We start from the raw sequence: 25,341 nt of genomic DNA on the forward strand, positions 1-25,341 counted from the left end.
CATGAAGCTGGCACGCGTGCGCGACACGCAGGGCGAGGTGTTCTGGGGTCGGATGGCCGACGACCTGCAAAGCGTGCAACGCGTAGGCGCTCCCTTTGCGCTATGGGCGCCAGCCGTGGCGCGGCATGGGCAGGCAGCGCTGGAGCTGCGCGGAGGCAGCCTGCCACTCGCGTCGCTGCAGTTGTGCGCGCCGGTCCAGCCCGGCGCGCGCGTGTTCGGCGTGGGCATGAACTACCTCACGCACCTGACCCGGCTAGGCCGCACGCAGCCGCCGCCGCACACCATCGCCTATATCAAGCCGGCCTCGGCCATCGTGCCGCCCGGCGGCGAGATCCAGTATCCCGCCGTGACGCAGCAGCTCGACTATGAAGTCGAGCTGGTCGCCGTGGTGGCGCGCGCGCTGGGCGACGAGCGGCAGGCCAGCGCGTGCCTGCTCGGCTATACGGTGGGCAACGATATCAGCGCGCGCGATGCGGGCAAGCAGCTTGGCTCGCTCGACTTATTCACGCAGAAGGCGCTGGACCGCACCGCGCCGATCGGCCCGTGGATCACTACGCTGGATGAGTTCGGTGGCGCCGGCCAGCCGGCCGTGACGTTGAGCCTGCGCATCAACGGCGAGCAGCGCCAGCACGACAACACCGACCAGATGATCTTCCCGCTCGACGAACTGCTGAACTATGTCGACGCGCGCATCGCATTGCGCCCGGGCGATCTGGTGTTCACCGGATCGACCTGCGGCGTGGGGCTGGAAGACGGCCGATTCCTGCAGCCCGGCGACGTGGTGGAGGCGCAGATCGAGGGCATCGGCGTGCTGCGCAACACCATTGGCCCAAGACGCGTGCTGTCCGAGCACCGGGCGACGGGCCGCCTCGGCAGGCCCAGTTAAGGGCGGGGGCGGCCAGCGGCTGCGGCCCGCTTAGCCAGCGGACTGCAGCGCGGCGCAGGTCCGGGCGTACGGCCGCAGGCCCGACCCAATCAGCCACAGGCCGAACAGCGCCGACGGCGCCGCTGTCAACGCCAGCGAATAGCGCAACGCCGCATCGTTGTGGAAGACGTGGTCGGTAACCAGGGCCACGGCCGTCGGCCCAAGCCCGATCCCCAACAATCCCGCCAGCAACAGGTAGACCGCAATGGCCTGGCCCCGCATGCGATTGGGCACCACGGCCTGGATGGACGGCGGCGCAGCGGATTGCGCAAGGCCAAGCCCCAGCACCGTCAGGAACAACAGTGCGAAGGCCGGTGCCGGTGCGGGCACTAACGGCCACAGCACCGATGGCACGGTAAACAGCGCCGCGCCGGCCAGCGCCACGCGCAACCGTGCGGCCGGCATGCCGCGGCGCGTCCACCAGTCACTCAGGAATCCGCTGGCCAGCGTGCCCAACGCACCTGCTGCCGCGACGATGATGCCCAGCACGGGCCCCGAGCGCGTGGGCGGCATGCCAAAGCTGCGCTCAAACAGCGCTGGTGCCCAAGCGAGCGCGCCATACCCGATGATGGAGAGCAGCGCGGGATAGGTCAGCACGCGCGAGAACGTGCTGGCGTGCTGGCGCAAGTGGCGCAGAAAATCTGCCATCGTGGATACCTCGGCGGCGGCGTGCTGCGCATGGTCCTCGCGACGCGCGGGTTCGCGCACCGACAGCAGCAGCAAGACCGCCAGCGGCACGGCAGGCGCGGCGGCGGCCAGGAAGGCCACGCGCCAGGCCGGCATGGCGCCGAGCGGGCCCAGCGCCATTCCCTGCGCCGGAATGGCGGCCAGCAGCCACCCGCCAAGCAGCAGTGAGGCGCCCGAGCCGATCGCGATGGACACGTAGTACACCGCCAGCGCGCGTCCGCGCCGCGCCGGTGCCACGCAGTCGGCAATCAGGGAGTATGCGGCGGGTGCCAGCACGGCTTCGCCAATGCCCACGCCGACGCGCGCTAGCAGCAACTGGTGATAGGTCTGGCCAAAGGCAAACAGCGCGGTAGCACCGCCCCAGAACAGCAGCCCGATGAAGATCAGGTTGCGGCGGTTGCCCCGGTCGACCAGCCGCCCCAACGGCAGCCCGGCGAGCGTGTAGAAGACCGCGAAGGCATAACCCTGCAGCAGGCTGAAGGCAGTGTCGGAAATGCCGAACTCGCGGCGCAGCGGGCGTACCAACAGCGCGGGAAGCTGGCGGTCGAGCTGCGACAGCAACGTGATGGCGAACAGCACGCCAATCACGTACCAGGCATAACGGGCGGACGGGTAGGGCTGGCTCGACCGGGCCGGGGCAGGCGCTTCGGCGGCGTTCCGTTCCGGGTTGGCGGCCGGCTGCTGTACGCCGGCATTCATACCGACTCCGCCGAGGAAACCAGCAGCAGCCGCGCCACGTTGGCGCGCTCGGGCTGGGTCAGCATGAAACGCACGGCGGCGGCCACGTCGGCGGGATCGAGCGGCGGCGTCTGATCGGCGAGCACGGCCTGGCCGCTGGCGCGCAGGCGATCGAAAATCTCGGTCTCGGTGGTGCCTGGCGCAATCGTCCCGATCCGCACGCCTGAGCCTTTCAGCTCCACGCGCAAGGCCGAGGTGAACACCTCCAGCGCGTGCTTCAGGCCGCTGTAGGCGCCCACAGAAGAGGAGCTGAGGTAGGCACCGATGCTGGACACATTGACGATGGCGCCCGAGCCCTGGCGCTTGAAAGCGCGCGCGAACAGGTAAGAGGCGCGCACCACGGCGTCGAAGTTCACCCGCGTCATCCGCGCCACGTCGTCCATGTCGATGGTGTCCAGCGATCCGGCCACGAACATGCCGGCGTTATTGACCAGCACGTCGGCGCGGCCGAACTCTGCCATGGCCAGGTCCAGCAGCGCCTGCGGCGTGCCCGGGCCCTCGACGGCGGCGCACAGCCGGACGCTGGGGCCGGGCAGGCTGGCCGACAAGGCGGCCAGGCGATCCTCGCGCCGGGCCGTGATGACCAGGCTGGCACCCGCGGCGCTAAGCTCCCGCGCGATGGCCTGGCCGATGCCGGACGACGCGCCGGTGACGATGGCTACCTGCTTGCGCAGATCCATGGTGATCTCCTGTCAGCCAGGGAAGGGGCGGGTTTGCCGCGTTCAGGCCGGCTGCCCGGCGTTCGCTTCTTCACGCAGCCGCACGGCTTCATGGAAATCACGCTTGAGCGTGGGGTAGTAGGCGATCTGCCCGCCCATGCCGCCGGCGATCTCGATGGACGCCGCGCTAATGAAGCTTGCGTACTCGCTCGACAGAAACAGCGCCATCCCGGCCACGTCCTCTGGCTTGCCGAAGCGGCCGATCGGCACCACCTTCAACACCATCGCATCGAACTCGTCGCGGGTGCAGCCGGCCGGCATTTCCTTGAAGTGCCGATCCCACTGGCCGGTATCGATCCAGCCCATGTTCAGGGTGTTGACCAGGATGTTGTCCTTGGCCAGCGACATGCCCAGGGATTTCGACATGGCGATGCACGCCGCGCGATTGACCACCGAGGGAATGCCGTCGGGCGTCGGCACCACGCCGGCCAGCGCGTTGATCTCGATGATGCGGCCCCAGCGCTGCTTGCGCATATGCGGCACCACCGCCTGTACGAAGCGGAAATGCCCCATCTGCAAGACGTTGGCGTGCTCCAGGATCTGCTCGGGCGTCAAGGTATCCAGGTTGCCGCCGCGGCCCTGGCCGGCATTGTTCACCAGTACATCGACCCCGCCCCACTGCGCGGCAATGTGTTCGACGAAGCAATTGACGCCCACCGTGTCGGTGACGTCGACCACATGGGCAATGACGTCCTGCGCACCGCGCGAGCTCAGATCGGCTCCCGCAGCCTGTACGTCGGTTTCGCTGCGCGCGCAAATGGCCACGCGCGCGCCTTCGGCGGCGAAGGCGCGCGCGATGGCGCGGCCGATGCCGCGCGACGCGCCGGTGACAATGACTCGCTTGTTGCTCAGATCGATCTGCATACGCCCATGTCTCCTCACCCGGTTCATGCCCGGACTGCTTGGTTTGGAATATTGGTAAAGTACACAAAAATCGATAAACTGTACATATATTAAAACCCGCGCTTGGGATGCGCCGGATCAGGCCTTGGGCTCGTCGACGCCGAAGCAGGGACGCGGGAATGACGCAGTCCGCTGCGCAAAAGTGATGCGTCAACCCTCTTTGAAGCCGGGATTGGTATGTTGTCCAAGTTGAATGCGCTACGAAAAGAAGTCCGCGCCCTGAGCCGCAAGGCCGTTCTGACGGTGTCCAAAAATGCGCTTCCCGGTGGCCCGGCGTACTACGAACACCTGGCCAGGTTCTTCGATGACCTGATCCTGAGGGCCGCCGGGGAGCTGCAGATTGTCGGGCTTGCCGCGGCGGTGGAACTGGGCGTCGCGGCCCGGCATCACCTCACGTCTGTGGATCCGCCGCGCTGCGCAGCGATCGGGCAGAACTGCGCGTCCTGTACTGGGCACTGTCCCGGCGCATGACGACGTTCGCGCCCGATTCGATGTGCGACGGAGAGCCGCAACGCAGCCCTGGCCGGCAATCCGGTCCGGCGGCCGATTGCCCGGCGCCTTGCCAGGCCTGCAATGAACTGCTTCGGGAACCGCGCAGGGCGCATGGGCATGAAGGCATGCAGCCGCTGGACCTACCCGTGCGGCGCCGGCTCAGGTGCGAGACGGTATCCGAACTGCAGCCGTTTCGCTGCACCAGCTGCGGAGCGGCATGGCAGAGGAGCCAGTCGACATGCGAGCCTTTTGCAAACTGGTTTATACGACGTGCTTTGGGGCGGGCGGGATGTTGACCACGCCCGCCGGGATTGCTTCACGGCATTCGAACTGGGTTTCTAGGGAGATTGAGCCAGCGCGGTAGGTCACAGCGAGCGCTGGGCAGCTCCGTGCGCGGCGGACACATGCACCTTGGGGCTGGCGATGCGGCGAAAAATGCAATTAATCGCCAGCACTTTCCCTTAGACCACGAAAGGAGGGCTCAGCAGGATGGGGCTACCGCTTCCACCCAATCCGGTGACGCTCCTGCGTGGCCTGGTGCCGCACATCGTCTTCCATATGCAGGTAGGCGCTGGTGGTCGAGATGGACGCGTGCCCGAATCAGTCACTTGCTGACTGGTCCTTTTCCCCTGGTTTTGGAACGTTGGTCGGCCCCCGGCGCCGGTCAAGCGCGCCCGCGAGCACGGAAGCCCCCTGTTTCGACAAGATAATTAGATGTCTGCCCTCGTCTGCAGGCTGTGAGAGGTAGTGGCGCGTGCGGGCAGGCGTCGAACAATACTCGAGGGAGCAAACCGCGGGACACAGCGATGTGGCGTGCTGGGGTATGGCGATTGAAGCGTTTGCTCGATCAGCAGGGCCAGGGGATGTGGGAGGAAGCGTGGCGTGAAGCGGACCCAGGCATGGCGGGAGGTCGCGGCAGCGCAGGACCATGCCGCTCATGTGGTCCATCGCGCCACTCGATTGGCCGTTCGCAATGGGCAAATTGGGCACAGTCGAGCTCATGGAAGCGCATTCCATCTGGCACGATTCCCGAAGAGAAGTTTGTTACGTGGCAGTCGACACCCCCAAAAACTGCTGCGTACAGAACGAAGTCTGCGCACCTTCGAGCAGCCTATGCATCCGCACGGCATCCACAAATGTCGGCGCAGTGTGCGTGCCGTTCGCCACGTCGTCCGCATAGGCCCAATACAACTCGGCCAGTTCAAGCACCGAGGAAGGCAGATTCGAGGCTGGAAGACGCTGATAGTTCTCTGGAACCTGGAGCGTCTTGAGCGGCTGCTTGTCGCCGTGCGCACCGAGGATCTGGTAGTTCTCGCCGACATCACCGAACGCCGACGCGTTCATGATGCGCAGATCACCTTCCGTGCCGGTGACGTCAATCTGGACACCCGAACCGTTGCGTTTGCCACCCTCGATATGTACGGAGAGTACGGCGCGATGGGCCAGCAATCCCACGAGCGCGAGCTGATCGGGTGCCGATGTCGGCGTGGAATCGCCCGTCTCCTTGATCGTAACCACGGGGAACTGGTTCGACGTGAGCGCCGCAATTGAAATGGGCCAGCCCGTGGCTGCGAAGAGCATGTCGAGGAAGTGACCGCCGTAGATCGCGACAACTGATGAAAAATTCTCGGGCGGCACGGTCCATTGGAGTGAGCGTGTGCGCGTCGCCTGAAAATAGTTCACGCTCACGTGCATCCGCACTGAGCGTAGCGTGCCGACGTAGCCTTGCGCGATTAGCTCGCGGACGTAGCGATTGTGCGGCGCGAGGCGACGCTGTAGCCCAACGACATGACGCACGCTTCGCTCCCCAGCGAGTCGCAGCAGTTCCTCAGATTCGCTTACCGTGGTCGTCAAAGGCCATTCACAGTACACATCCTTGCCGGCCGCGATGACGCGCCGCACTGTCTGCGCATGTTGCGGAGCCGTGTTCAGCACTACCACGAGGTCAATGTCGGGACTCTCGATAAGGGCGTCGACCGAGGACTCAACCCGCCCAATCCGATAGTCGCGTGCCGCCGCTTCGGCGGCGTCGCGCCGATGGCTGAACACCGCGTCGAGCGAGTATTGAGGCAACAGGTCGAGCACGCGCAGGTGCCCGTGCTTTGCCCAGTTTCCGACGCCAATGATGCCCACACGCAGCGGCGCAACCCTAGGCGATTCCATGTCGTTCCAGTCCTCCACAAGCGGTCTCAGGTAGTGAGTTGGGGTGGTCCTATGCCGAATGCGAGGTCCGCTTCTGCAGCGGAACACCCGGGCGATCGGACAATTCATAACCCACGCGTGCCGGCAAATTTGCAGGTTCGACATATTCGTCACGCCGCCACATCGATTCCGCGCGATTGAGGCCGATCGCCTTCTCACGAATGCGAACTTCGTTCGCTCCGGAAACCAACGCGGCGGGTGTAGCCAGACAACCACGGACTCACCAGTTTCACCTGGAATTCTCCAGCGGCGCTCGTCGGCCAGCATTGCAGGTGGATCTGGCGCCACTTCATGCAGAATTCGCGGGCGAATGCGCATCGACTGGCATCAAAGACCGAACCATTGCGGAAATGCGTGTCCGGGGTGTCCCAACGCCTAGCCCATTTTTCTCGCGCAGACCGATCACTACATTGACGTCAAGCGTAGGCGGCCGTCGGCATGTCCCCGCGGCTTCCTTCCTGTGCTTGCTGAATAGCCTATTGTGGAGATTGTGAATGTCCAAGCTTTTTTCGAAAGTTGCGGTTGGTCCATATGAATTTGCCCATCGTGTCGTTCTTGCGCCCCTCACCCGCGTGCGCGCCGAGACGGGGGCACGCCCAGGGCCGCTAATGGCCGAGTACTACGCGCAGCGCACTTCGCCCGGCGCTCTCTTGATCGCCGAAGCCACCATCGTGGCTCCAGACGGCAACGGCTATTTTGGCGCGCCCGGTCTCTACGATGACGGTCAGATAGCGGGCTGGAAGGCAGTGACTGACGCCGTGCACGCCAAAGGTGGCAAGATCTTTCTGCAGCTGTACCATGCGGGTCGGCAGTCCAACGCCCTGCTACAGCCCGATGGCGGCCGCCCCGTGGGGCCATCCGAAGTTCCGCACGAAGCGCCTGCATACACGGAGGCTGGCTGGGTGCCCAACACGCCGAATCGCGCCCTGGAAGCCGCAGAGATCGTCGGTATCGTCGAGAGCTTTCGCGCGGCGGCCGAACGCGGCATGGAAGCGGGCTTCGACGGTGTGGAGCTTCACGCCGCGAACGGCTACCTGCTCGACCAGTTCCTGCAAGACGGCAGCAACAAGCGTACCGACGAATACGGCGGTTCTATCGCCAACCGCGCCCGGCTTCTCCTGGATATTGCGCGCGCCGTTGTCTCGATGTGGGGCGCGACCAGGATCGCCGTTCGCCTGGGCCCGAGCGGCTCGTGGGGCGAGATGTCAGACAGCCACCCGGAGGCCTTGTTCACCTATGTCGCTTCGGAGCTCGACAAGCTCGGCATCGCGTATCTGCATCTCATCGAGCCGCGCATCCGCGGCGTCGTGGAGGACGAGACACGTGACCAGAACCCCGTCGCAGCAAAGCTGCTCCGCACACACTTTCACGGCCCAATCATCGCAGCGGGCGGGTTCAATGGGGAAAGCGCCGAGGCGATTCTGCGGTCCGGCGACGCTGACCTGATTGCGTTCGGTCGGCACTTCATCGCGAACCCGGACCTGCCCAAACGTCTGCGTCACAACCTGCCGCTCAACGAGTACGACCGCGAGACGTTCTTCGGACGTACCGCAGTGGGCTATACGGACTATCCGTTCTACGACGAGGAGTCCGTCGCGGCGTGAGCTCAGCCGCCGCCGGCTAATGCGCGACCGCCTGTTCGCCGGCGCAAGCGCATATGCAGACGTCAGCCACGGTGGTCCGGACTGCAAGCTTTGCGTCGCGGGGCGGGGAAAGACACGGCTCGATGAGCTCGAGAATCTGACTTCCGACATCGATACGTTGACGCCGGCAGCCCGCCCGACGACGCTCAGGCCTTCCGTCGCGTCCGAATTCGGGCGGCTGAGAAACACCACACGGGTCCTGTCACGCTTAAACGGGTCGAAGTTGTTATGCCTGTCAAAGCCAACTGAGTTCGTTGGCGCCAACCAAGGAAATTTTAATGTCGCGCGTTATCAAGTTCGCCAGAATCGGCGGTCCGGAAGTTCTCGAATTCATCGAGACGCAGGTTCCCGCTCCAGGTCCCGCCGAAGTTCGCATCAGGGTCAAGGCTATTGGCCTCAACCGCGCCGAGTCGATGTGGCGAAACGGCCAATACATCGAACCGGTCATCGAGTTCCCAGCAGGTCTGGGATATGAGGCTGCCGGTGTTGTCGAAGCAGTGGGCACGGACGTGGCTGACTTCGCTGTGGGCGACAAGGTCAACGTACTCCCCGCGTACTCGATGAACCAGTACTTCACGTATGGCGAGGTCATCATCGCACCGGCTTACGCGGTTGTGAAGCATCCGAATTCCTTTCGTTTGAGCAGGCGGCCTCGGTGTGGATGATGTTCGTGACGGCTTACGCCGCGCTCATCGACGACGCCAAGGTGGGCAAGGGCGACTTCGTCCTCATTCCTGCAGCCTCGAGCAGCGTTGGACTCGCGGCGATCCAGATCAGCAACTATGCAGGGGCGACGCCCATCGCGCTGACGCGTACCTCGGGCAAAAAGCAGCAGTTGCTCGAAGCAGGCGCTGCGCACGTGATCGCCACGGATGAGGTCGATTTTGTGCAGGAGGTGATGCGCATCACGGACAACAAGGGTGCACGTATCGCATTCGACCCAGTCGGCGGCCCGAACTTCTCGAAGCTGATCGACGCGCTGGCCTACCAGGGCATCGTGTACATCTACGGAGCACTCGCCGAGGGTGATACACCGATGCCGCTGCTAGCGATGATCGCGAAGATGCCGGTTATCAAGGGTCATAATATCTGGGCGACGACTGGCGACGAAACACGCCGTAAGGCTGCAGTGGAATACGTCCTTAAGGGCCTAGTGTCCTGCGTCAGAAGTTCCTTGCATTATTGACACCACATAGTAGTCTGCGTTGAAGGCACGCAAACGGCGAGGCGGTGATGAGAGGAAGACCAAAGGCGGAACTCGTGTTGGATGAGGCCGAACGTGAGCAACTCAAGGCGCTGACGATGCGGCGCAAGACCGCACAGGCGTTGGCGTTACGCGCGCGCATTGTGCTGGCTAGCGCTGAAGGCTTGGACAACAAGACCGTCGCAGCAAAGCAGCGTGTCACTCAGCAAACCGTATCGAAATGGCGTGCGCGCTCTTCGTGGCGCATCGGCTCGATGGACTGCTCGATGCGCCGCGCCCAGGGGCACCGAGGTCCATCGATGACGCACAGGTGGATGCGGTTATTGCCAAGACGCTCGAATCCGTGCCAGCCAACGCCACCCACTGGAGCACGCGCAGTATGGCTCGCGCGGCAAATCTATCTCCGTCGACCGTGACGCGTATCTGGCGTGCCTTTGGATTGCAGCCTCATCGACAGGAGACCTTCAAGCTCTCCACCGACCCATTGTTCGTGGAGAAGGTGCGCGATATCGTGGGGTTGTACCTCGACCCACCGCTCAAAGCCATGGTGTTGTGCGTTGACGAGAAGAGCCAGATTCAGGCACTGGACCGCACGCAACCCATGCTACCGCTGGCGCCAGGAATCCCCGAGCGACGCACGCACGACTACATGCGCCATGGCACGACAACGTTGTTCGCCGCGCTGGACATCGCCACTGGAAAAGTTATCGGTGAATTGCATCGCAGACATCGCAGCAGTGAGTTCCTGCAGTTTCTACGCACGATTGAAGCCAACGTGCCACCCAAGCTCGATGTGCATCTCGTCATGGACAACTACGGCACGCACAAGACGCCGTCGATCAAGGCTTGGTTCGCTCGCCATCCGCGCTTCCATGTTCATTTCACACCCACCTCCGCCTCATGGATCAATCAGGTGGAACGCTGGTTTGCAGCCATCACGGAACAATACATCCGCCGCGGCACGCATCGATCAACCCGACAACTTGAGCAAGCCATCCATCAATACCTCGACCTGAACAACGCCAACCCCACGCCTTTCGTGTGGACGAAGTCCGCCGATGACATCCTCGCCAGCATCAGGAGATTTTGTCTGCGAATTTCTGACGCAGGACACTAGAGAATGGTGCACTGAAGCCGGTCATCGATCGCACATTCAAGTTTGATGAAATGGTAGAAGCTCATCGCTACCTGGAGGAAAGCGGTCAGTTCGGCAAGATTGTCGTAACGGTGTGATGTCGGACGGGGCGAGGTGCGCCCCATAACGCGCCAGAATTTTCACCCGCGAGGTACCCTGGAGAGGCGTTCCACGCCTCCTGGGCTTTTTTAAGGTCCATCGCCGATTTGCGGGGGAGGCCATGGGCGTCTCAGTACGCCCCTTCGTCTTCACGTATGATCGGTCTGATATCCACATGACCCTTCATCATGGCTCATACTATAGACCCCAGCTTCGCTGAACGCGTGCGAGCGAGCTTCTCTCGGCAAAAGGCAATGTGGTTGATAAGAGCCAGTATGCCGCTCGTCGAGAATGGACGTGCGGAAGTCCATCTCGAGCACTGGGACGGCGTCGAGCAACAGCACGGCTATGTTCATGGCGGCGTTGTCGGAATGATCGCGGATGCAGCAGCTGGCTATGCCGCGATGACTATTGTGCCCAGCAGCGCATCGATCCTGACTGTGGAGTTCAAGTTAAACTTTGTCGCGCCTGCACAAGGTGACAGGATTATTGCCAGGGGTGAAATTGTGCGTCCTGGGCGGACGCTCATTGTCACGCAAGCGAAAGTGTTTTCTGTCAAGAACGACCAAGAGAAGCTGTGTGCTTTGATGCAGCAAACGATGATGGTCATGCACGGGATGGAAGACGCTCCCGCCTAAACGAGGTGACCACGTCCAACGACGTGTGTTATCCCGCTGGCCTTCGGCGCGCAAGTCGACAAGCAGCCGCTTGAACCTTCAGGTTTCTGAACTATCAGAGCTTGCCTGCCTCTAGTCTGCATTCCTCCGCGCTCGACCCGGCCGAGATTTTTTGGCCTACGGTCATGACGTGGCGAACGTTACCCAAAGTGCGCCGACATCTGCCGATGCGGCGCAGATGCGCAGGTTGATCGAAGGTGTGATAACGTCGTTTTCCTTGCAGCGACGGGCGGCTGCGAAACGTTTTCCGAACGGAACAGTGTGATGGTCAAGATGGATTCCGCTTCTACCGAGGCAACCGCGCGCGATCTGCCAGTTGCCAATGTCGCGCGGTCAGGCGGCGCGATAGACCATATGAGCGGCATAGTCGTTTTTAAACGGGCGGCGGAAACTCTAAGTTTTGCGGAAGCAGGGCGGCAGCTCGGGATATCGGCGTCGGCGGTGGGCAAGGCCATCGCGCGGCTGGAAGAAAGCCTCGGCCTTCCCCTATTTCACCGCAGTACGCGCAGCATGCGGCTTACCCACGAGGGCGAGCTCTTTCTGGCCCGCTGCCAGCGTATTCTCAACGAATTAGTCGAGGCGGAGGCGGAGCTGGCAATCTCGCGCACGACGCCTGCGGGCCGCTTACGAGTCAGCATGCCGGTAGTGGGGATGCTGTTGATGCCAGTGCTGTCGGAGTTCATGCATAAGTACCCCGAAGTGCAGCTCGACATCGATTTCTGCGACCGCATCGTAGACGTCATCGAGGACGGCTTCGATGTGGTCATGCGTACCGGCGAGGCTGACGATTCGCAGCTTATCACGCGCACCCTCGGGCACTACTCATATGTAGTCGTGGGCTCGCCGGCGTACTTCGCGCGGCATGGCGTGCCAGCTACACCCGAGGATCTCGCGACGCATGCCTGTTTGCAGCATCGCTTCACGGAAACCGGGCGCTTGCGGCGCTGGTTGTTCATGCGCGACGGCGCAAAGTTCGAGGTCGAACTTCCGTCAACGGCCATTGTGAACGCGCTGGAACCGCTCATAGCGCTGGCCGAGAGAGATTTTGGCCTTATCTGTGTTCCTCACTTTGCAGTGAGTGCACAACTGGCCAACGGGTCACTCGTGGCCGTGCTCCGAGAGTTCGAGGAGGATCGCATTCCCTTTCGCGCACTTTGGCCCTCGAATCGGATGATGCTGCCGAAGGTGCGCGTTTTCGTGGATTTTATGAACCAGAACCTCTTCAGCGAATCTTGATATGCACCTCATCGTCGACAACTATGCGTCCCGTAAGCATCCGAAGGTCAAAGCGTGGGTCCAAACTTGCTCGCTACCACATGCACTTCACGCCGACGTATTCGTGCTGGCTGAATGAGGTCGAGCGCCGGTTCGGTTTGATCGCCCAGCAGGCAATTCGCCGCGGATCGATCGAGAGCGTGCCCCCGCCTTCAGGCGTTGACTTCGCGCGGAAGCGGTCATTGCTCGGCGGTCCCGGAGAAGGCAGCGCCGATGGCCGCTTGGCCGACGACTAGCCGGATCGAGTCTGTACCTGAATGTCCGGTACCCGGTTAAGCCGACGTTCAAGGTCGGCCCGAGAGAGCGGGCCACTGACCGTAATGGCCGATCTGAGCCATCGCCCGAAGTCGCATCTCCGCATTCAAACAGGCTTTCATCGGTCAGAGGCGCTTGACCCGCTCATCATCTCAACTGAAGAGCCTTATTGGGTCATGCTGTACGCCACGTCGACGGTGAGTTCTGCGTACTCGTCGCACTCGGCAGCAGCCGGTGCGCGTAGCGTGCAATCGGGAAATCGAAAGTACCACGCAAATTGATGCCTTCCAGACGAGTTGGCGCAATCTGGCGCAGATCCTCGGCACGCATGGATTCGCCGCCGATAGCTTCGATCGCCTCCAGCGCGTGCTGCATGTGCAGCTTGTTCCAAGCCATTACGGCATTGGACAGTAGGGTCAATGCCGACGAAACCGCCGCCAGCGACGCATCGTGCGATCAATACCAGCCGGACATCCGCGTCCGCCACTGCAGCCAATTCCGATGGAATCACATTTCCCCTGGGCACATGCAGGCGGCGATCACGCAAATGAGAAAGGCGTGGGCAGAGATCGAACCCGAGCAGGCGTGACAGGCTCATGGCGAAATCGGTGTAGCCATGGGTATCAACGGCAAGTTGCGTCACGTCTTCCCCGCCGTTCTGGCGAGTCACACCCTCGATGGCAGCGCCGGCCTGTCTCTCATTCAGGAGGATCGGCTGGTCATAGAAGATGCCCCAGCGATCGCGAACATGCGTGTACATGCCAATCGATGCGGTACGCCGACGCGGATCAGTCCGTGCTTGCCAGACCGAGCGCGCAGTCTCCAAGGACATCATGTCCGATGATGTTGAGGATTAGATGAAACTGCGCGCCGAGATGGCTGACGATTCCGAAGAAAAGCGCAAGATGGTTAGCAACCTCTCCGAGATCCAGACGCTGGTGCAGGAAGGGCTGGCCTATGCGCGCACCGCGAGCGGCGAGGGCGAGAAGGCATCGCGGATCGATCTCGGATCGTTTGTCGAAAGCCTGGGTATGACTACCAGGACACCGGCAAGGCTGTGACGATCGAGCAAAATGCGGGCGGCGCCATCGTGACGCGTCCGCACGCATTGCACCGCATCCTGACCAATCTGATGGACAACGCCATCAAGTTCAGCGGCGCGGCGGAGTTGTCCGTGCGCCGCGATCGCGATACGGTGCGGATCGACGTGATGGGATCGCGGTCCTGGCGTTCCGGAAGACAAGCTGGAGGCTGTGTTGCTGCCATTTTCAGGCTCGAAGGCTCGCGCGGCCGGAAGCCGGCGGCACGGGCCTGGGTCTGGCCATCGCTCATCAGCTTGCCGTGGCCGTTGGCGGTTCGCTGAAGCTGCGCAACCGCGACGGCGACGGTCTGATCGCCGAGATCCGTATCGGCTAAGGGCCGACATCACTCGGGCCATTTCGGTCACCGCGGCTCCGGCATGTCCGCGCCAGATTCTGGCGCGGACATATTGCTTTTGCGACACTGTGTGCCGCTTTCGCCTCGACTTTCCTGCTCTCCCGCGCCTTCCCATGGCTATTCCGGGACGCCTCGCCGCCGTTTCCTTTCCTTTTGTACGCATTTGTATCAGCCGACGGCACCGATACGTTCCCTGACACTAAGGCCCGAATTTCGCTACGGGCGCGATACGTGAGCCGTCTTAAATACGTTCCGTGGCAGCGCAACGCACAACCGACGAAGTGAAAACGCTGCTTCGCCATAGCTGACAACGCAAACCGCATTTCTGAAACCAATCAATGCAAAGGAAACTGATCATGTCCAAGAACTACGCCAAGCGCCTCGTCCTCGCCGTCGCCCTGGTTGCCGCCGCTGCCGGCGCGGAGGCTTCCGTCCTCGATGCCCGTGACCCGTACTTGGGTGGCGCCCGCTCCGTCCAGGATGCCCGCGATGTATTCAGTGAAGGTGCCCGTTCGGCGACAGACGCCCGCGACCCGTACACGGAAGGTGCACGTTCCGTGCAGGACCAGCGCAGCCCGTACTACGACGGCGCGCACACCATCGCTGGCATGGACCGCACCGGCGTGTCGGCCGATCCGGCCCGCGCCGTCGATCCGTACTACGACGGCGCCCGCACCATCGCTGGCATGGATCGCACCGGTGTGTCGGCCGATCCGGCCCGCACGGTCGATTCGTACCTCGATGGTGCCTATGCCTGATCGCCGCCCATCGCACAACCCTCGTCAATCCGCTGTTGAACACCCATTGAACTGTAGAAGGAGCGCATTATGACCCGCATCGAAAAAGTCCTGTACACCAGTAAGGTCCACATCACGTCTGGCGGCCGCGATGGCACGGCTCGCAGCGATGATGGCAGGCTCGACATCGAACTGTCGTCGCCGGGCAGCAAGGGGCAGGGCACCAACCCGGAGCAACTGCTGGCCGCCGGCTGGTCGGCATGCTTCATCGGTGCGATCGGCCTGGTCGCAGGCAAGCAGAAGATCAAACTACCGGAAGACTTGTCCGTGGATACGGAAGTGGACCTGGGCACTGCGGGCATCGAGTATTTCCTGCAGGCACGCCTGCGCGTGCATATCCCCGGTATTGAACGAGAGGTGGCTCAGGCGCTAATAGACACCGCGCACCGTACGTGCCCGTACTCGAAGGCGTTGCATGGCAACGTCCATATCGAAACCGTGCTGGTCTGATCCCTGCCCCCGTTGCCCGCCGTGCGGACGAGGGGCAAGACATCCAAACTCTGAAGCCTGAATCATGCGTAACCTTTTTCGCGCCATCCTGGTCGCAGCAGGCATTGCTGCGATCTATACCTTCGGCGTCGGCGTCCTTGCGGAGAGCCCCAAGGTGGGCGATCAGGGCAAGGCCCCGGAGTTCGCTAACATCGAGCACTGGCTCAATTCGGACCCGCTGACGATGCAGCAGCTGCGCGGCAAGGTAGTGCTGGTGGATTTCTGGACGTACTCGTGCATCAACTGCGTGAACACGCTGCCGTATGTCAAGCAGTGGCACGACACGTACAAGGATCAGGGACTGGTTGTAGTGGGCGTGCACACGCCGGAGTTTCCGTTTGAGAAATCGACGGACAACGTGCAGGCAGCGCTCAAGCGGTTCGACATCCGTTATCCCGTGGCGCAGGACAACATGTATGCAACATGGTCTGCGTTCCGCAACCAGTACTGGCCCGCTACGTACCTGATCGATGCCAACGGCCGCATCGTCTATCAGCACTACGGCGAGGGACGGTACAAGGAGACAGAAGCGGAGATTCAGAAACTCCTAGCGGAACGCAAGGCAGCGCAGATGCAGTGAAGGAGGCTGCGCCCGTTGCTCACAAGAGCTATCCTGGCCGCGCCATGCCACCCACAACAGCGCTGGTTGATATGAGCGACCAGGACGATCGCCACGCATCCATCGCGCGGTCGACTGGGCGCAGGCGCGGACGGATTGACAGAGAATTTAGGCATCTCCAGCTCCGTTGAGTAGCCGGTAGAATTGGGAATTCCCCTTTCATTGGTGGAAGGCCACGGATCGACTCGAGGCGATGATCATTTTGTTGGCGGCGATAGGCACCGGAAGCCTTTCCGCCGCGAGTCGGAAACTTCGCATTCCTCTGGCGACCGTGAGTCGACGCGTGTCCGAGTTGGAGGCATTCCTGAATGTGCGGTTGCTCGTGGGCGGTACCCGCAAGCTGGCACTGACGGAAGCCGGGCGCGGCTATGTGGCGTCATATTGACGGGTTCTGGAGGAGATCGCGGAAATCGAACGCACGGCTTGTGGCGAATATCATGCGCCGCAGGGAGAGCGTCCCTCCGGTGATGGGCCGCATCCACGTCATGCCGGTGGTCGTCGAGTTTCTGCGGGGCGTTTCCGCAAATCCGTATGCGCGTGCAGTTGACGGACCGGCTCGTCAATCTTCTGGAAGAGCGCGTGGATCTGGTGCTGCGAATCGGGGAGCAACCAAGCAGCAGCGTTGATCAGCACGCGTATCGGCCTGCTTCGGGAAGTGGTGTGCGCAAGCCCCGCCTACCTGAAGAAGCGTGAGGCACCGGGAACGCCTGACGATCTTCTGTCGCACGACTGCGTGACATACGAAAGGTATGCGGTCGGCAGCAACTGGGAATTTCCTTCGAGAGGCCGGTCACTGAAGGTAGAGGTCCCGTCCCGGCTTGTGGTGGACTCGGTGGAGGCTGCCGTCGTTGCCGCGGCGGAGGCGGCTGGCATTGCACGAGTAGCGTCGTACCAGATTGAAGAACTGGTGAAATCCGGTAGCCTCGTGATGCTTCTGGAAGCTTTCGAACCGCTGCCGGCACCGGTCAACCTGATGTACGCGGGCCAAGGCCAGATACCGCTCAAGCTTCGGGCATTTATCGATTTTGCGGTGCCGAGATTGAGGGAAAGGCTCGGCCTCGCGCATGCTGCAGGTCCGCGGACGCCACACGCAGGCGTGCAGCGTCGTCACAAGAAGCCTGAAAGTTTCCAGCAGCCGAGTCGTTTGCCTAGCGTATCGGAACGTTCGCCCCAATCCCGCAGATGTTGTACGCCATGCCGGATCGCCGTTGAGAACGCTGCAAGTGTCTGCGGTAGCGCCCGAACAATGCCCGAGGCCTGAACACAAGTGGTTGCTTCCAGTTGGAGCGTGTATTGGCCGGGACTCGGTCGGACATGCAGTCGCTCTATGTTTGCGCCAAACTATACTGGCGTAAGCCACCCCAGTTATTGAAGGGTCAGCAGCAACCATGGACCTCCTCCGCGAAACAAGCGACGGCACCAGCACCCAGCCGATCCCTCTGCCACAGCGGCGCGGGCTCATTTTCCCCGCGTTCGCGTGGTCCGGCTTCTCATCCGCGTTCGCCTCCATTATCGTCGGCAGTTACCTGCAGGCGTCGCTAGGCACGCTCGACGCGCTGTTTGCGGCGATCCTCGGCAACTGGATCCTCTTCATCTATTCTGCGGCGATCGGCTTCGCAGCAGGCCGCTGGGGCTTGAGTTCGCAACTCGTGCTCGAAGCAGTCTTTGGCCGCTGGGGCGCCGTCATGCCCGGCGCGTTGCTCGGGGCGCTCGTAACGGGCTGGTTCGCCTTCCATGTCGCGCTTACCGCCTCGATCCTTGCTGATGTACTGCATCTGCCGGGCGATTCGCCACTCGCGATCTGCGTGATAGGCATTCTTTTCGCGATACCGGTCATCGTCCGCATCAGCCGCGGCTTCAACATGACGGCGATCGCGATCCCAGCAATGATGCTATTCGCCGCTATCGTCCTCGCGCATCAACTCGCACCCAAATGGGCTGTGCTGCTGGACGGCCCGATCGGCGGCACGTTGCCGTTCGGCACGGGCGTGTGCATTGCCTTCGGCACCTTCGTCGTGAGCGGCACGATGACCGGCGACATCGTGCGTTACTGCCGCACCGGAAACGAAGCGGTGCAGGCGACCGCGTTCGGCTTCCTGCTGTCCAATCTCCCTTTCCTGATCCTCGGTGTGCTGGTCGCGGCGGCTGGTATCAGCGTGAACGACCTGTTCACCACGGGCAACGCGCTATCGTGGCTGCTGCTGGTGCTCGTCATCGTCTCCAACTGGACCACCTGCGATGCGTGCCTGACCAACGCCGGAGCGACGTTCAAAAGCGCGTTTCCCACGCTGCCGTGGATGGCGGTTGCGGTTGCCGCCACGCTGTTGGGCCTTCTGCTAGCCATCACCAACACCGTCGGCGACGTGTCCGGCTGGACGCTGCTGCTCACGACCATTGTTTCGCCGATTGGCGGCGTGATCGTCGCGGACTACTACGTCCTGCGTGTGCGCGTGGGGTTCTCGCTAACGAGGGTGGCGCCCGTCAATCTTGCAGCGTTGTTCGCGACAGGGGCGGGCATGACGGTGGCGTTTCTTTGTCACAGGATGATCCCCGACGTGATCACCCCTTTGATTAGCGCGCCAGCAGCCGGCTGCCTGTATCTCGTTCTGTCCGGTGTGGCGTCGCATCGTCTCGGCACTGATCTCGGCGCGCCTACTGCCGGGGCGGAAGCACTCGACTGACGCCCATGTTCGGCACCCGAACCAGAACGGTCACCCCGCGTCCTCCAGCCGAGGCGAGAACCGCCATTGTGGTGATCGTGCTGATTTCGTCGCTCGCGTTTCTGCTTTTTCAAGCACGCAAGGACGCGCTCGACAATCTTCTCTTGCATCAGGCACGTCTCGCGATCCAGTTTGCTTCTGCCGAAGCCCATGCCGATACGTCAGACGCTGTAACGCTCATCGATGACGATGTACGCCATTCGAGCAGCCTGCTCGCGGGCATCGCCGCATGGCCGGGGCAGAAGACAATCGCGATTGCGCTCGCATCGGGCTGCGCAGAAAGTCCCGTCTGCCAAGGTCTGGCAGACGCGCAGAATGAAGACACCAAAGGCAAGTTCGTCATCCGCAACGGCGCGCTGTTCGCGTCGCTTCGTGGCAGCAAGGTCGCCGTTTTGACGTCCGCGCCGCTTTCCGCGCTGGCGGCGGGCCTGTTCGGCCGCATTGCGATGGACATTGCCGGCGTGTTCTTCCTCGGATGCCTGCTGCTGCTCGTGCGCGAGAGCCGGTTGAGCGATTACTCGGTGCACCGCTTACTGGACGCGTCGCCAATTCCGCTTCTGCTGATTGATGCGCAAGGCCAGCTTGAATTCGCCAACCGCCAGGCGCTCGATCTCTTTCTGGACGATCCGTTGCGCTCGCCCGGCAAACTGCAGGAAGCCCTGCGGCGGGAGAGGCATCTGTTCACCTGGCTTATCTCTCAACAGGACACGGGCGGCGCAATCGAGACGAGCGAGTTCGAAACCAGCAGCGGTGCCGGTTCCGTCCGACACCTGCTGGTTTCGCGACAGTCGTTGCCGGTGCGCTCGAGGCGGATGATCATTGCGAGTGTAGCGGACATCACGGTGAGGCACGACGCCGAGACCGCACTCGTCAAAGCGAAGAACGCGGCCGAGGCGCTCGAACGGATGAAATCCGAATCGCTTGCGATGATGAGCCATGAGCTGAGAACGCCTGTCAATGGGGTGCTAGGACTCGCGCAACTGCTCGTCCAATATGACCTTCCCGAGGGCGCTGCGCAGATCGTGCGCCGGATGATTCAGGCTGGTAAGACGCTGGCGGCGATCATCAACGACATCGTCGACCTGGCATTGCTCGAAGTACGGCAGATCCGGCTCGACCATCGTCGCTTCGATTTGCGCGAAGTGATCACGGGCGCCGCCACACTGGCGAGTGCCGCCGCCGCAGAGAAGGGGCTGATGGTCCGTGTCAGCGCGCTTGCGCCGCTGCCGTCAGCCGTGTTCGGCGACCCTGCGCGCTTGCAGCAGATCATCATCAACCTGGTCAGCAACGGCATCAAGTTCACCGAGTCAGGGCATATCGAGGTCAAGACGGATGTCGCCGCGCGTCGCGACGATTGGATCGAAATCGTAATCGAAGTTACCGATACGGGGATCGGCATTGCCCCCGACGTCATCCCACGGCTGTTCCGGCCGTTCTCGCAGGCGGAAACCGGGCATGAAAAGCGCTTTGAAGGAACCGGGCTGGGTCTTGCGATCAGCAAAGGTCTCGCTGAAGCGATGGGCGGTTCGATTTTGGTGCGCAGCGAGATCGGGCACGGTTCGACCTTCGCGGTGCGTTTGCCGTTCGCATTGGCGGGGCGTGAGGAAAGCGCGCCAAAGGGCGCGCTGGTGTCGCGCGTGCTGGTCGTCGACGACGTGGCGCTCAATCGCGACGTCGTGAGTGAATTGCTGCGCACAGAAGGATGCGATGTGACTTCCGCCGGATCAGGGCAGGAAGCGCTGGATATCCTCAAGACGCAGCATTTCGACCTAGTGTTGATGGATATCCGCATGCCCGTGATGGACGGGCTCGCCACCACTGCCGCGATCCGGTCGAGCCGCGAGCCGCACCGGCATACGGGCCCGATACTCGGGCTAACCGCGAATCCGCTGCCGACCGACAAGCCACTTTATTTGCTGCGTGGCATCGACGGGATCATCGAAAAGCCAGTCGAGGTGGAAACGCTGCGCTCGGCGTTGAGACAGGTTGCGCTTCCGGCACAACCTGTCGCGATCGAAGAACCGGAGCGTATCGAACGGCTGCGCCAGACGCTGGGACAGAATCGAACTCTGCGCATTGTCACGGCGTTCGCGCAAACCGCCAGCGACGCCCTTGAAGGAATCGTAAGCGGATGCGCCCGGGCAGGCCTCGAGAAGGTAGCGGAAAATGCACATCGCCTCTCGGGCGCGGCGTCGAATGTCGGGTTTCAGCAGCTGGCGAAGGCCGCCGCGGACCTGGAGCAGATTGCCCGGACAGGGAGCGCGCTGCAGGTCTCCGATGCGGCGTTGACTATCGTCACCATCTACCGGGATGTGGAGCCCTACGTGCGCGCCCTGTTGTCGTCTGCGCCGGTCGGGCCCGAGAACAGATAGCCAGTGCCATGAACGGTTTTGATCAGGTGCGGGTTGTCGGGATCCGCTTCGATCTTGCGACGCAAGCGGCGCACGAGCGTGTCAATCGTTCTGTCCATCGATTCGAAGCGCCGTCGCTTGGTGGCCGAGATCAGCCGCTCCCGCGACATCACCTGGCCCGGGTTCCTGACGAATACCGAAAGCAGATCAAACTCAGCGGTTGTGAGGGGCACACTATTGCCCGCCGAGTCGGTCAGGCTCCGGCCGCGCGTGTCGAGCCGAAACTGACCGAACGACAGCATAGAAGGCGCGTTGACCGAACGGCTGTGCTCCACGCGCCGCAGCAGGTTGCGCACGCGCGGCAGCAGTTCACGTTCGTCGATCGGTTTCGCGATGTAGTCGTCCGCGCCGTATTCGAGGCCGAGAATGCGATCGACCTTGTCGTTTCGACCCGTGATCAGAATGATGCCCATCTCGGACTTCTCGCGCAGATCGCGCGTCAACGACAGGCCGTCGCGCCCCGGCAGCCGGATATCGAGCAGCACGAGATCCACGGGGCGGATGCGCATGATGCGGTCGAGTTCATCGGCATCGGCCGCGCAGCAGATCTCATAGCCTTCCGCTTCCAGAAAGCCTTCGAGTGTTTCGCGAATTGACTGGTCGTCGTCGACCACGGCAATGCGCTGGCCATTCCGCTTCTGCTGCATGGGTTCCTCGCGAATATTCCTGCATCGGCGTGTCCTGTAGCGCTTCCACGCTCTGTTCACAAATTTTAACAAACCGCCACAGCCTGTTCAATCGATGAGGGAGACTCGTTCACAAGCTCATCCCATAGTTAGCACACCACCAAGGAACCGGATCAGGAGATGAGCATGGACACCAAGCAACAGATCTGCGGCATGGACGCGGTTGCCCTCGCAAGGGCCATTCGCAGCAAGGAGCTTTCGCCCGTCGAAGTGGTCGAGGCGCACCTAGCGCGAATGGAAGCGCTCGAGCCGTCGATTCACGCGTTCTGCACCATTGCGTCGCAGGCGGCGCGCGAGCAGGCGCGACAAGTGGAAGCACGAATTCTGCGCGGCGAGGAGGTTGGGGCGCTGGCAGGCGTGCCGGTCGGCATCAAGGACCTGGTCTGCACGGCGGGCATCAGGACCGCGTCCGGGTCGCCTGCGTACAGGGATTTTGTGCCCGACGAAGACGACGTCGTCGTCGAGCGCCTGAAGGAAGCCGACGCGATCATCGTCGGAAAGACCAACGTGCCGGAATTCGGGTACAGCGGTGTTGGCCACAACCCGGTTTTCGAAACCACGAGGAACCCGTGGAATCTGGACATGACGCCGGGTGGCTCCAGCGCGGGTTCCGGCGCCGCGGTGGCGAGCGGTGAAGTGCCGTTTGCCATCGGCAGCGACGGCGGGGGATCGATCCGCATTCCGGCAGCGCATTCGGGAATTTACGGCATAAAGCCGTCGATGGGGCGCGTGCCGCTCTATCCCGGCTGCCGCGATGAACGCTACCCGGGCGTGTCGAGTTGGGAGAGCCTCGAGCATATCGGCCCGATGAGCCGGACGGTTGCGGACAGCGCACTGATGCTGTCGGTGATCGCGGGGCCGGATTCGCGCGACCGCCATTCGCTGCCGTCCGCCGGTTTCGACTGGTTGAAAGCGCTTGACGGCGACCTGAAAGGGCTGCGTGTTGCCTACAGCCCGGACTGGGGCTACGCGGCTGTCGACCCGCAGGTGCGCCGCGTCGTCGATGAAGCGGTCCGTGTCTTCGAGCGCGATCTGGGCTGCAGCGTCGAGATCGCGCATCCCGGGTGGAGCGATCCCTTCGACGCGTTCTGGGCAATCGTCGCGATGGACACCGACCTCAAAGGCATGCGCGAGATGGTGGCGCAATGGGGCAAAGAGATGTCGCCGCATCTGGTCGCGTTTCTGAATCATCCATGGACCGCGGAGGACTTCACCAACGCGATGGTGACCCGCAAGAGCGTGGTCAACAAGATGTGGCGCTTCATGACGAACTATGACCTGCTGCTGACGCCGACGCTGACGGTCCCGCCTTTCCCCGTTCATTGCCAGGGACCGGAGAAGACCGACGGCCGCATGGTCGCGCCGACGCAGTGGCTCTCGTTCACCTATCCGATCAACCTGACCGGCCAGCCGGCGGCCTCCGTGCCAGCAGGCTTCACCAGCGACGGGCTGCCGATCGGCCTGCAGATCGTCGGGCGCCATCTCGACGATCCGCTGGTGCTGCGCGCGTCGGCGGCGTTCGAGCGGGCGCGTCCGTGGCGCAACACATTGCCGCCGCTGCTGAGCGAACTCGGTCTTGTCCAGTAAGCGGGAAGGTAAATGGGAACTCAGGGGAACATCATGACCAGCTCCACCGAACAGCACGGGCTCGACGAAGAGTTCGAGCACAAGCCCGTCCCGCTCTCGCATCGTCACCGGTTGTCTTCCGTGGCGGCGGTGTGGTTCGGCTTTCCGATGATCATCACAAACGCGGTATTCGGCGGCATCATCGCCTATAACCTCGGCTTTTCGCGGGCACTGCTCGCGATCCTCGTGGGCAACGCCATTCTGCTTGCATACGTCGGCACGTTGAGTTTCATCGCCGGCAATACCGGCCGAAACTTTGCGCTGCAGGCCGAGCGTACGTTCGGCAAAAAGGGCTATGCGATCACCTCCGGCTTTCTCGCAAGTGTCGTTGTCGGATGGTATGCGTTTCAGACCGGGCTCACCGGGACGACGGTACATGCGTCGTTCGGTTGGAACGAAACGGCGACCATTGTCGCGGCCACGCTGCTCTACACCGTTGTGACGTTCATCGGCATCCGCGCGCTCTCGATCGTCGGCATGATTGCCGCGCCGCTCTATTTGATCCTCGGACTTGCGGCGGTGTATCTGATCGGATCGGAGCATTCGCTGTCGGCTGTGCTCCTTTACGACGGGCTCGGCGCTAACAGCCTGATGTCCTTCGGCGGCGCAGTCACGCTGGTGGTGGCGACGTTTGCTGATTCCGGCACGATGACCGCGGATTTCACCCGCTGGTCGAAGGACGGAAAGAGTGCGGTCTACGCGACCCTCACCGCGTTTCCGTTTGCGAACATGATCGCGCAGGTGTTCGGCATCGTGATCGTATGCGCGGGGGCCGCCACAGCGCCGGCGACAGCGGGCGGCGATTTCATGCCGATTCTGACTAGCCATGGCGGCGTGCTGTCGGCCATCGCGCTGATTTTCGTTTTCGTGAACCTCGGGTCGGTGTGCACGCATTGCCTGTACAACGGTGCGATGGGCTGGGGGCGCATCGCGAACAGGAAGATGAGAACCATGACCGTCGTTCTCGGGTTGCTTGGGGGGATACTGGCCGTGGCAGGCGTGTGGAGTCTGTTCCTGAACTGGCTGAACCTGCTCGGCGTGCTCGTACCACCGATCGGCGCGGTGATCATCGTCGATCAGATCGTGGTGCGGCATTACTCGTACAACGAAGACGTGCCGGACTTCCGCGCCAGCGCGTTCGCAGCATGGGCAATCGGCGCGTTGGTCGCGGTGCTCGTGCACGGGACGGCACCGTGGTTCTCCGATGCGGTCGCGGGGATGCTGGCGGGCGGAATTGCCTATTACGCGCTGTCCCAGGGGGCGAGGCGCGCGGTGCGCCAGGGCGATGGCTTGCTTTAGCGGGCGAGTCGCGGTTCCGGGCTTCAACAAACGGCGGGGCATGTCTCGGCGACAGGCCCCGAAAGCCTGGCGGGCAAAGATGACACGGGCATTCTCTTTGTGGTGAATGCCCCAAAGTCCAGGGTGACGTCAGGCCGGGTCCAAACCGGAATGCGACATGGGACCGCCCGAACAGCGACTCAAGGATCGCTTGTCGAACCGTTCGGTAAAGCGCTTCCGTTGCAGAACGGATACTACCTCGTACACCCCGAAATGGCTGAACTTCAACAAGGTGTGACATCGCTGAAAGCGTGGTTTGTCGAC

General features: G+C 62.5%; 21 protein-coding genes and 6 pseudogenes. 20 read left to right on the plus strand and 7 right to left on the minus strand.

Annotated elements, in window-relative coordinates:
- The first annotated feature begins 1 nt into the window (after window position 1).
- Complete coding sequence (locus tag OMK73_RS08095) at window positions 2–886, plus strand: fumarylacetoacetate hydrolase family protein (RefSeq protein ID WP_267601575.1); 885 nt, start codon at window positions 2–4, stop codon at window positions 884–886.
- A 30-nt stretch (window positions 887–916) separates the two neighbouring features.
- On the opposite strand, the gene OMK73_RS08100 is transcribed toward OMK73_RS08095, so the two are convergent.
- The 3 genes from OMK73_RS08100 to OMK73_RS08110 are packed head-to-tail and all read right to left on the minus strand — an operon-like array spanning window position 917 to window position 3,933.
- Window positions 917–2,311, minus strand: coding sequence for an MFS transporter (locus OMK73_RS08100; RefSeq protein WP_267601576.1), 1,395 nt, complete (start codon window positions 2,309–2,311; stop codon window positions 917–919).
- A complete protein-coding gene (locus OMK73_RS08105) occupies window positions 2,308–3,030 on the minus strand; it encodes an SDR family oxidoreductase (protein ID WP_267601577.1) in 723 nt (240 codons plus the stop codon). The genes OMK73_RS08100 and OMK73_RS08105 overlap by 4 nt, the downstream gene beginning before the upstream one ends.
- 42 nt (window positions 3,031–3,072) lie before the next feature.
- Entirely contained in the window at window positions 3,073–3,933 is an 861-nt protein-coding gene (locus OMK73_RS08110) for an SDR family oxidoreductase (RefSeq protein WP_267601578.1), read from the minus strand.
- A 216-nt stretch (window positions 3,934–4,149) separates the two neighbouring features.
- On the opposite strand from OMK73_RS08110, the gene OMK73_RS08115 reads away from it, so the two are divergent.
- Window positions 4,150–4,443, plus strand: coding sequence for a hypothetical protein (locus OMK73_RS08115; RefSeq protein WP_267601579.1), 294 nt, complete (start codon window positions 4,150–4,152; stop codon window positions 4,441–4,443).
- Window positions 4,444–4,959: 516 nt separating this feature from the next.
- Here the strand turns inward: OMK73_RS08115 and OMK73_RS38950 are convergent.
- A pseudogene (locus OMK73_RS38950) lies at window positions 4,960–5,064 on the minus strand (integrase); the annotation flags it as partial.
- A 444-nt stretch (window positions 5,065–5,508) separates the two neighbouring features.
- Window positions 5,509–6,645, minus strand: a complete 1,137-nt coding sequence (locus OMK73_RS08120; protein WP_267601580.1) for a Gfo/Idh/MocA family protein — start codon at window positions 6,643–6,645, stop codon at window positions 5,509–5,511.
- Window positions 6,646–7,160: 515 nt separating this feature from the next.
- Between OMK73_RS08120 and OMK73_RS08125 the strand changes: the two genes are divergently transcribed.
- The 8 genes and pseudogenes from OMK73_RS08125 to OMK73_RS08160 all read left to right on the plus strand — a co-directional run.
- Window positions 7,161–8,270 carry an alkene reductase gene (locus OMK73_RS08125; RefSeq protein ID WP_267601581.1) on the plus strand — a complete coding sequence of 370 codons (1,110 nt, stop codon included), beginning with the start codon at window positions 7,161–7,163 and terminating at the stop codon, window positions 8,268–8,270.
- A gap of 293 nt (window positions 8,271–8,563) precedes the next feature.
- The gene (locus OMK73_RS08130; protein WP_267601582.1) at window positions 8,564–8,974 is read left to right on the plus strand and encodes an alcohol dehydrogenase catalytic domain-containing protein; all 411 of its coding nucleotides are present in this window, start codon (window positions 8,564–8,566) and stop codon (window positions 8,972–8,974) included.
- Complete coding sequence (locus OMK73_RS08135; protein ID WP_267601583.1) at window positions 8,971–9,495, plus strand: zinc-binding dehydrogenase; 525 nt, start codon at window positions 8,971–8,973, stop codon at window positions 9,493–9,495. Before OMK73_RS08130 ends, OMK73_RS08135 begins: the two co-directional genes overlap by 4 nt.
- A gap of 47 nt (window positions 9,496–9,542) precedes the next feature.
- Window positions 9,543–10,630 (plus strand): annotated as a pseudogene (locus OMK73_RS08140) (IS630 family transposase).
- Window positions 10,627–10,746: pseudogene (locus OMK73_RS08145) on the plus strand (zinc-binding dehydrogenase); the annotation flags it as partial. The pseudogenes OMK73_RS08140 and OMK73_RS08145, both read left to right, overlap by 4 nt.
- 276 nt (window positions 10,747–11,022) lie before the next feature.
- Entirely contained in the window at window positions 11,023–11,385 is a 363-nt protein-coding gene (locus tag OMK73_RS08150; protein WP_267601584.1) for a PaaI family thioesterase, read from the plus strand.
- Window positions 11,386–11,769: 384 nt separating this feature from the next.
- The gene (locus tag OMK73_RS08155; RefSeq protein ID WP_267602064.1) at window positions 11,770–12,660 is read left to right on the plus strand and encodes a LysR family transcriptional regulator; all 891 of its coding nucleotides are present in this window, start codon (window positions 11,770–11,772) and stop codon (window positions 12,658–12,660) included.
- Window positions 12,650–12,842: pseudogene (locus OMK73_RS08160) on the plus strand (transposase); the annotation flags it as partial. The gene OMK73_RS08155 and the pseudogene OMK73_RS08160, both read left to right, overlap by 11 nt.
- Before the next feature lie 286 nt (window positions 12,843–13,128).
- On the opposite strand, the pseudogene OMK73_RS08165 reads toward OMK73_RS08160, so the two are convergent.
- Window positions 13,129–13,798, minus strand: a pseudogene (locus OMK73_RS08165) (Tn3 family transposase); the annotation flags it as partial.
- A gap of 13 nt (window positions 13,799–13,811) precedes the next feature.
- Between OMK73_RS08165 and OMK73_RS38955 the strand changes: the two are divergent.
- The 8 genes and pseudogenes from OMK73_RS38955 to OMK73_RS08200 form a co-directional block, all read left to right on the plus strand.
- A pseudogene (locus tag OMK73_RS38955) lies at window positions 13,812–14,370 on the plus strand (sensor histidine kinase); the annotation flags it as partial.
- Window positions 14,371–14,747: 377 nt separating this feature from the next.
- Window positions 14,748–15,149 carry a hydroxyquinol 1,2-dioxygenase gene (locus tag OMK73_RS08175; RefSeq protein WP_267601585.1) on the plus strand — a complete coding sequence of 134 codons (402 nt, stop codon included), beginning with the start codon at window positions 14,748–14,750 and terminating at the stop codon, window positions 15,147–15,149.
- Window positions 15,150–15,218: 69 nt separating this feature from the next.
- Window positions 15,219–15,638 (plus strand): organic hydroperoxide resistance protein, encoded by a 420-nt coding sequence (locus tag OMK73_RS08180; protein WP_267601586.1) that lies wholly within the window; start codon window positions 15,219–15,221, stop codon window positions 15,636–15,638.
- A gap of 64 nt (window positions 15,639–15,702) precedes the next feature.
- The gene (locus tag OMK73_RS08185) at window positions 15,703–16,257 is read left to right on the plus strand and encodes a thioredoxin family protein (RefSeq protein ID WP_267601587.1); all 555 of its coding nucleotides are present in this window, start codon (window positions 15,703–15,705) and stop codon (window positions 16,255–16,257) included.
- Window positions 16,258–16,489: 232 nt separating this feature from the next.
- Complete coding sequence (locus OMK73_RS38215; protein ID WP_324291687.1) at window positions 16,490–16,681, plus strand: LysR family transcriptional regulator; 192 nt, start codon at window positions 16,490–16,492, stop codon at window positions 16,679–16,681.
- Between the two features lie 237 nt (window positions 16,682–16,918).
- Window positions 16,919–17,557: a LysR substrate-binding domain-containing protein gene (locus OMK73_RS38220; RefSeq protein ID WP_324291688.1), complete on the plus strand. Its 639-nt coding sequence runs from the start codon at window positions 16,919–16,921 to the stop codon at window positions 17,555–17,557.
- 127 nt (window positions 17,558–17,684) lie between these two features.
- A complete protein-coding gene (locus tag OMK73_RS08195) occupies window positions 17,685–18,977 on the plus strand; it encodes a purine-cytosine permease family protein (protein ID WP_267601588.1) in 1,293 nt (430 codons plus the stop codon).
- 5 nt (window positions 18,978–18,982) lie between these two features.
- Window positions 18,983–21,388: a hybrid sensor histidine kinase/response regulator gene (locus OMK73_RS08200; RefSeq protein ID WP_267601589.1), complete on the plus strand. Its 2,406-nt coding sequence runs from the start codon at window positions 18,983–18,985 to the stop codon at window positions 21,386–21,388.
- Here OMK73_RS08200 and OMK73_RS08205 read toward each other — a convergent pair.
- A complete protein-coding gene (locus tag OMK73_RS08205; RefSeq protein ID WP_267601590.1) occupies window positions 21,337–22,041 on the minus strand; it encodes a response regulator transcription factor in 705 nt (234 codons plus the stop codon). The genes OMK73_RS08200 and OMK73_RS08205 overlap by 52 nt on opposite strands.
- Before the next feature lie 198 nt (window positions 22,042–22,239).
- Between OMK73_RS08205 and OMK73_RS08210 the strand changes: the two genes are divergently transcribed.
- Window positions 22,240–23,700: an amidase gene (locus OMK73_RS08210; protein ID WP_267601591.1), complete on the plus strand. Its 1,461-nt coding sequence runs from the start codon at window positions 22,240–22,242 to the stop codon at window positions 23,698–23,700.
- A 33-nt stretch (window positions 23,701–23,733) separates the two neighbouring features.
- Window positions 23,734–25,038: a purine-cytosine permease family protein gene (locus OMK73_RS08215; RefSeq protein WP_267601592.1), complete on the plus strand. Its 1,305-nt coding sequence runs from the start codon at window positions 23,734–23,736 to the stop codon at window positions 25,036–25,038.
- Window positions 25,039–25,341 lie beyond the last annotated feature (303 nt).

This window comes from Cupriavidus sp. D39 (assembly GCF_026627925.1).
Taxonomy (GTDB): domain Bacteria; phylum Pseudomonadota; class Gammaproteobacteria; order Burkholderiales; family Burkholderiaceae; genus Cupriavidus; species Cupriavidus ulmosensis.

Excerpts from the sequence above, each read along its gene's own strand:
- OMK73_RS08200 (WP_267601589.1), top strand. The coding sequence starts at position 18,983 with ATGTTCGGCACCCGAACCAGAACGGTCACCCCGCGTCCTCCAGCCGAG.
- OMK73_RS08100 (WP_267601576.1), bottom strand. The coding sequence starts at position 2,311 with ATGAATGCCGGCGTACAGCAGCCGGCCGCCAACCCGGAACGGAACGCC.
- OMK73_RS08195 (WP_267601588.1), top strand. The coding sequence starts at position 17,685 with ATGGACCTCCTCCGCGAAACAAGCGACGGCACCAGCACCCAGCCGATC.
- OMK73_RS38215 (WP_324291687.1), top strand. The coding sequence starts at position 16,490 with ATGATCATTTTGTTGGCGGCGATAGGCACCGGAAGCCTTTCCGCCGCG.
- OMK73_RS08150 (WP_267601584.1), top strand. The coding sequence starts at position 11,023 with ATGCCGCTCGTCGAGAATGGACGTGCGGAAGTCCATCTCGAGCACTGG.
- OMK73_RS08185 (WP_267601587.1), top strand. The coding sequence starts at position 15,703 with ATGCGTAACCTTTTTCGCGCCATCCTGGTCGCAGCAGGCATTGCTGCG.
- OMK73_RS08115 (WP_267601579.1), top strand. The coding sequence starts at position 4,150 with ATGTTGTCCAAGTTGAATGCGCTACGAAAAGAAGTCCGCGCCCTGAGC.
- OMK73_RS08180 (WP_267601586.1), top strand. The coding sequence starts at position 15,219 with ATGACCCGCATCGAAAAAGTCCTGTACACCAGTAAGGTCCACATCACG.
- OMK73_RS08210 (WP_267601591.1), top strand. The coding sequence starts at position 22,240 with ATGGACACCAAGCAACAGATCTGCGGCATGGACGCGGTTGCCCTCGCA.
- OMK73_RS08135 (WP_267601583.1), top strand. The coding sequence starts at position 8,971 with ATGATGTTCGTGACGGCTTACGCCGCGCTCATCGACGACGCCAAGGTG.
- OMK73_RS08215 (WP_267601592.1), top strand. The coding sequence starts at position 23,734 with ATGACCAGCTCCACCGAACAGCACGGGCTCGACGAAGAGTTCGAGCAC.
- OMK73_RS08110 (WP_267601578.1), bottom strand. The coding sequence starts at position 3,933 with ATGCAGATCGATCTGAGCAACAAGCGAGTCATTGTCACCGGCGCGTCG.
- OMK73_RS08175 (WP_267601585.1), top strand. The coding sequence starts at position 14,748 with ATGTCCAAGAACTACGCCAAGCGCCTCGTCCTCGCCGTCGCCCTGGTT.
- OMK73_RS08125 (WP_267601581.1), top strand. The coding sequence starts at position 7,161 with ATGTCCAAGCTTTTTTCGAAAGTTGCGGTTGGTCCATATGAATTTGCC.
- OMK73_RS08095 (WP_267601575.1), top strand. The coding sequence starts at position 2 with ATGAAGCTGGCACGCGTGCGCGACACGCAGGGCGAGGTGTTCTGGGGT.
- OMK73_RS08105 (WP_267601577.1), bottom strand. The coding sequence starts at position 3,030 with ATGGATCTGCGCAAGCAGGTAGCCATCGTCACCGGCGCGTCGTCCGGC.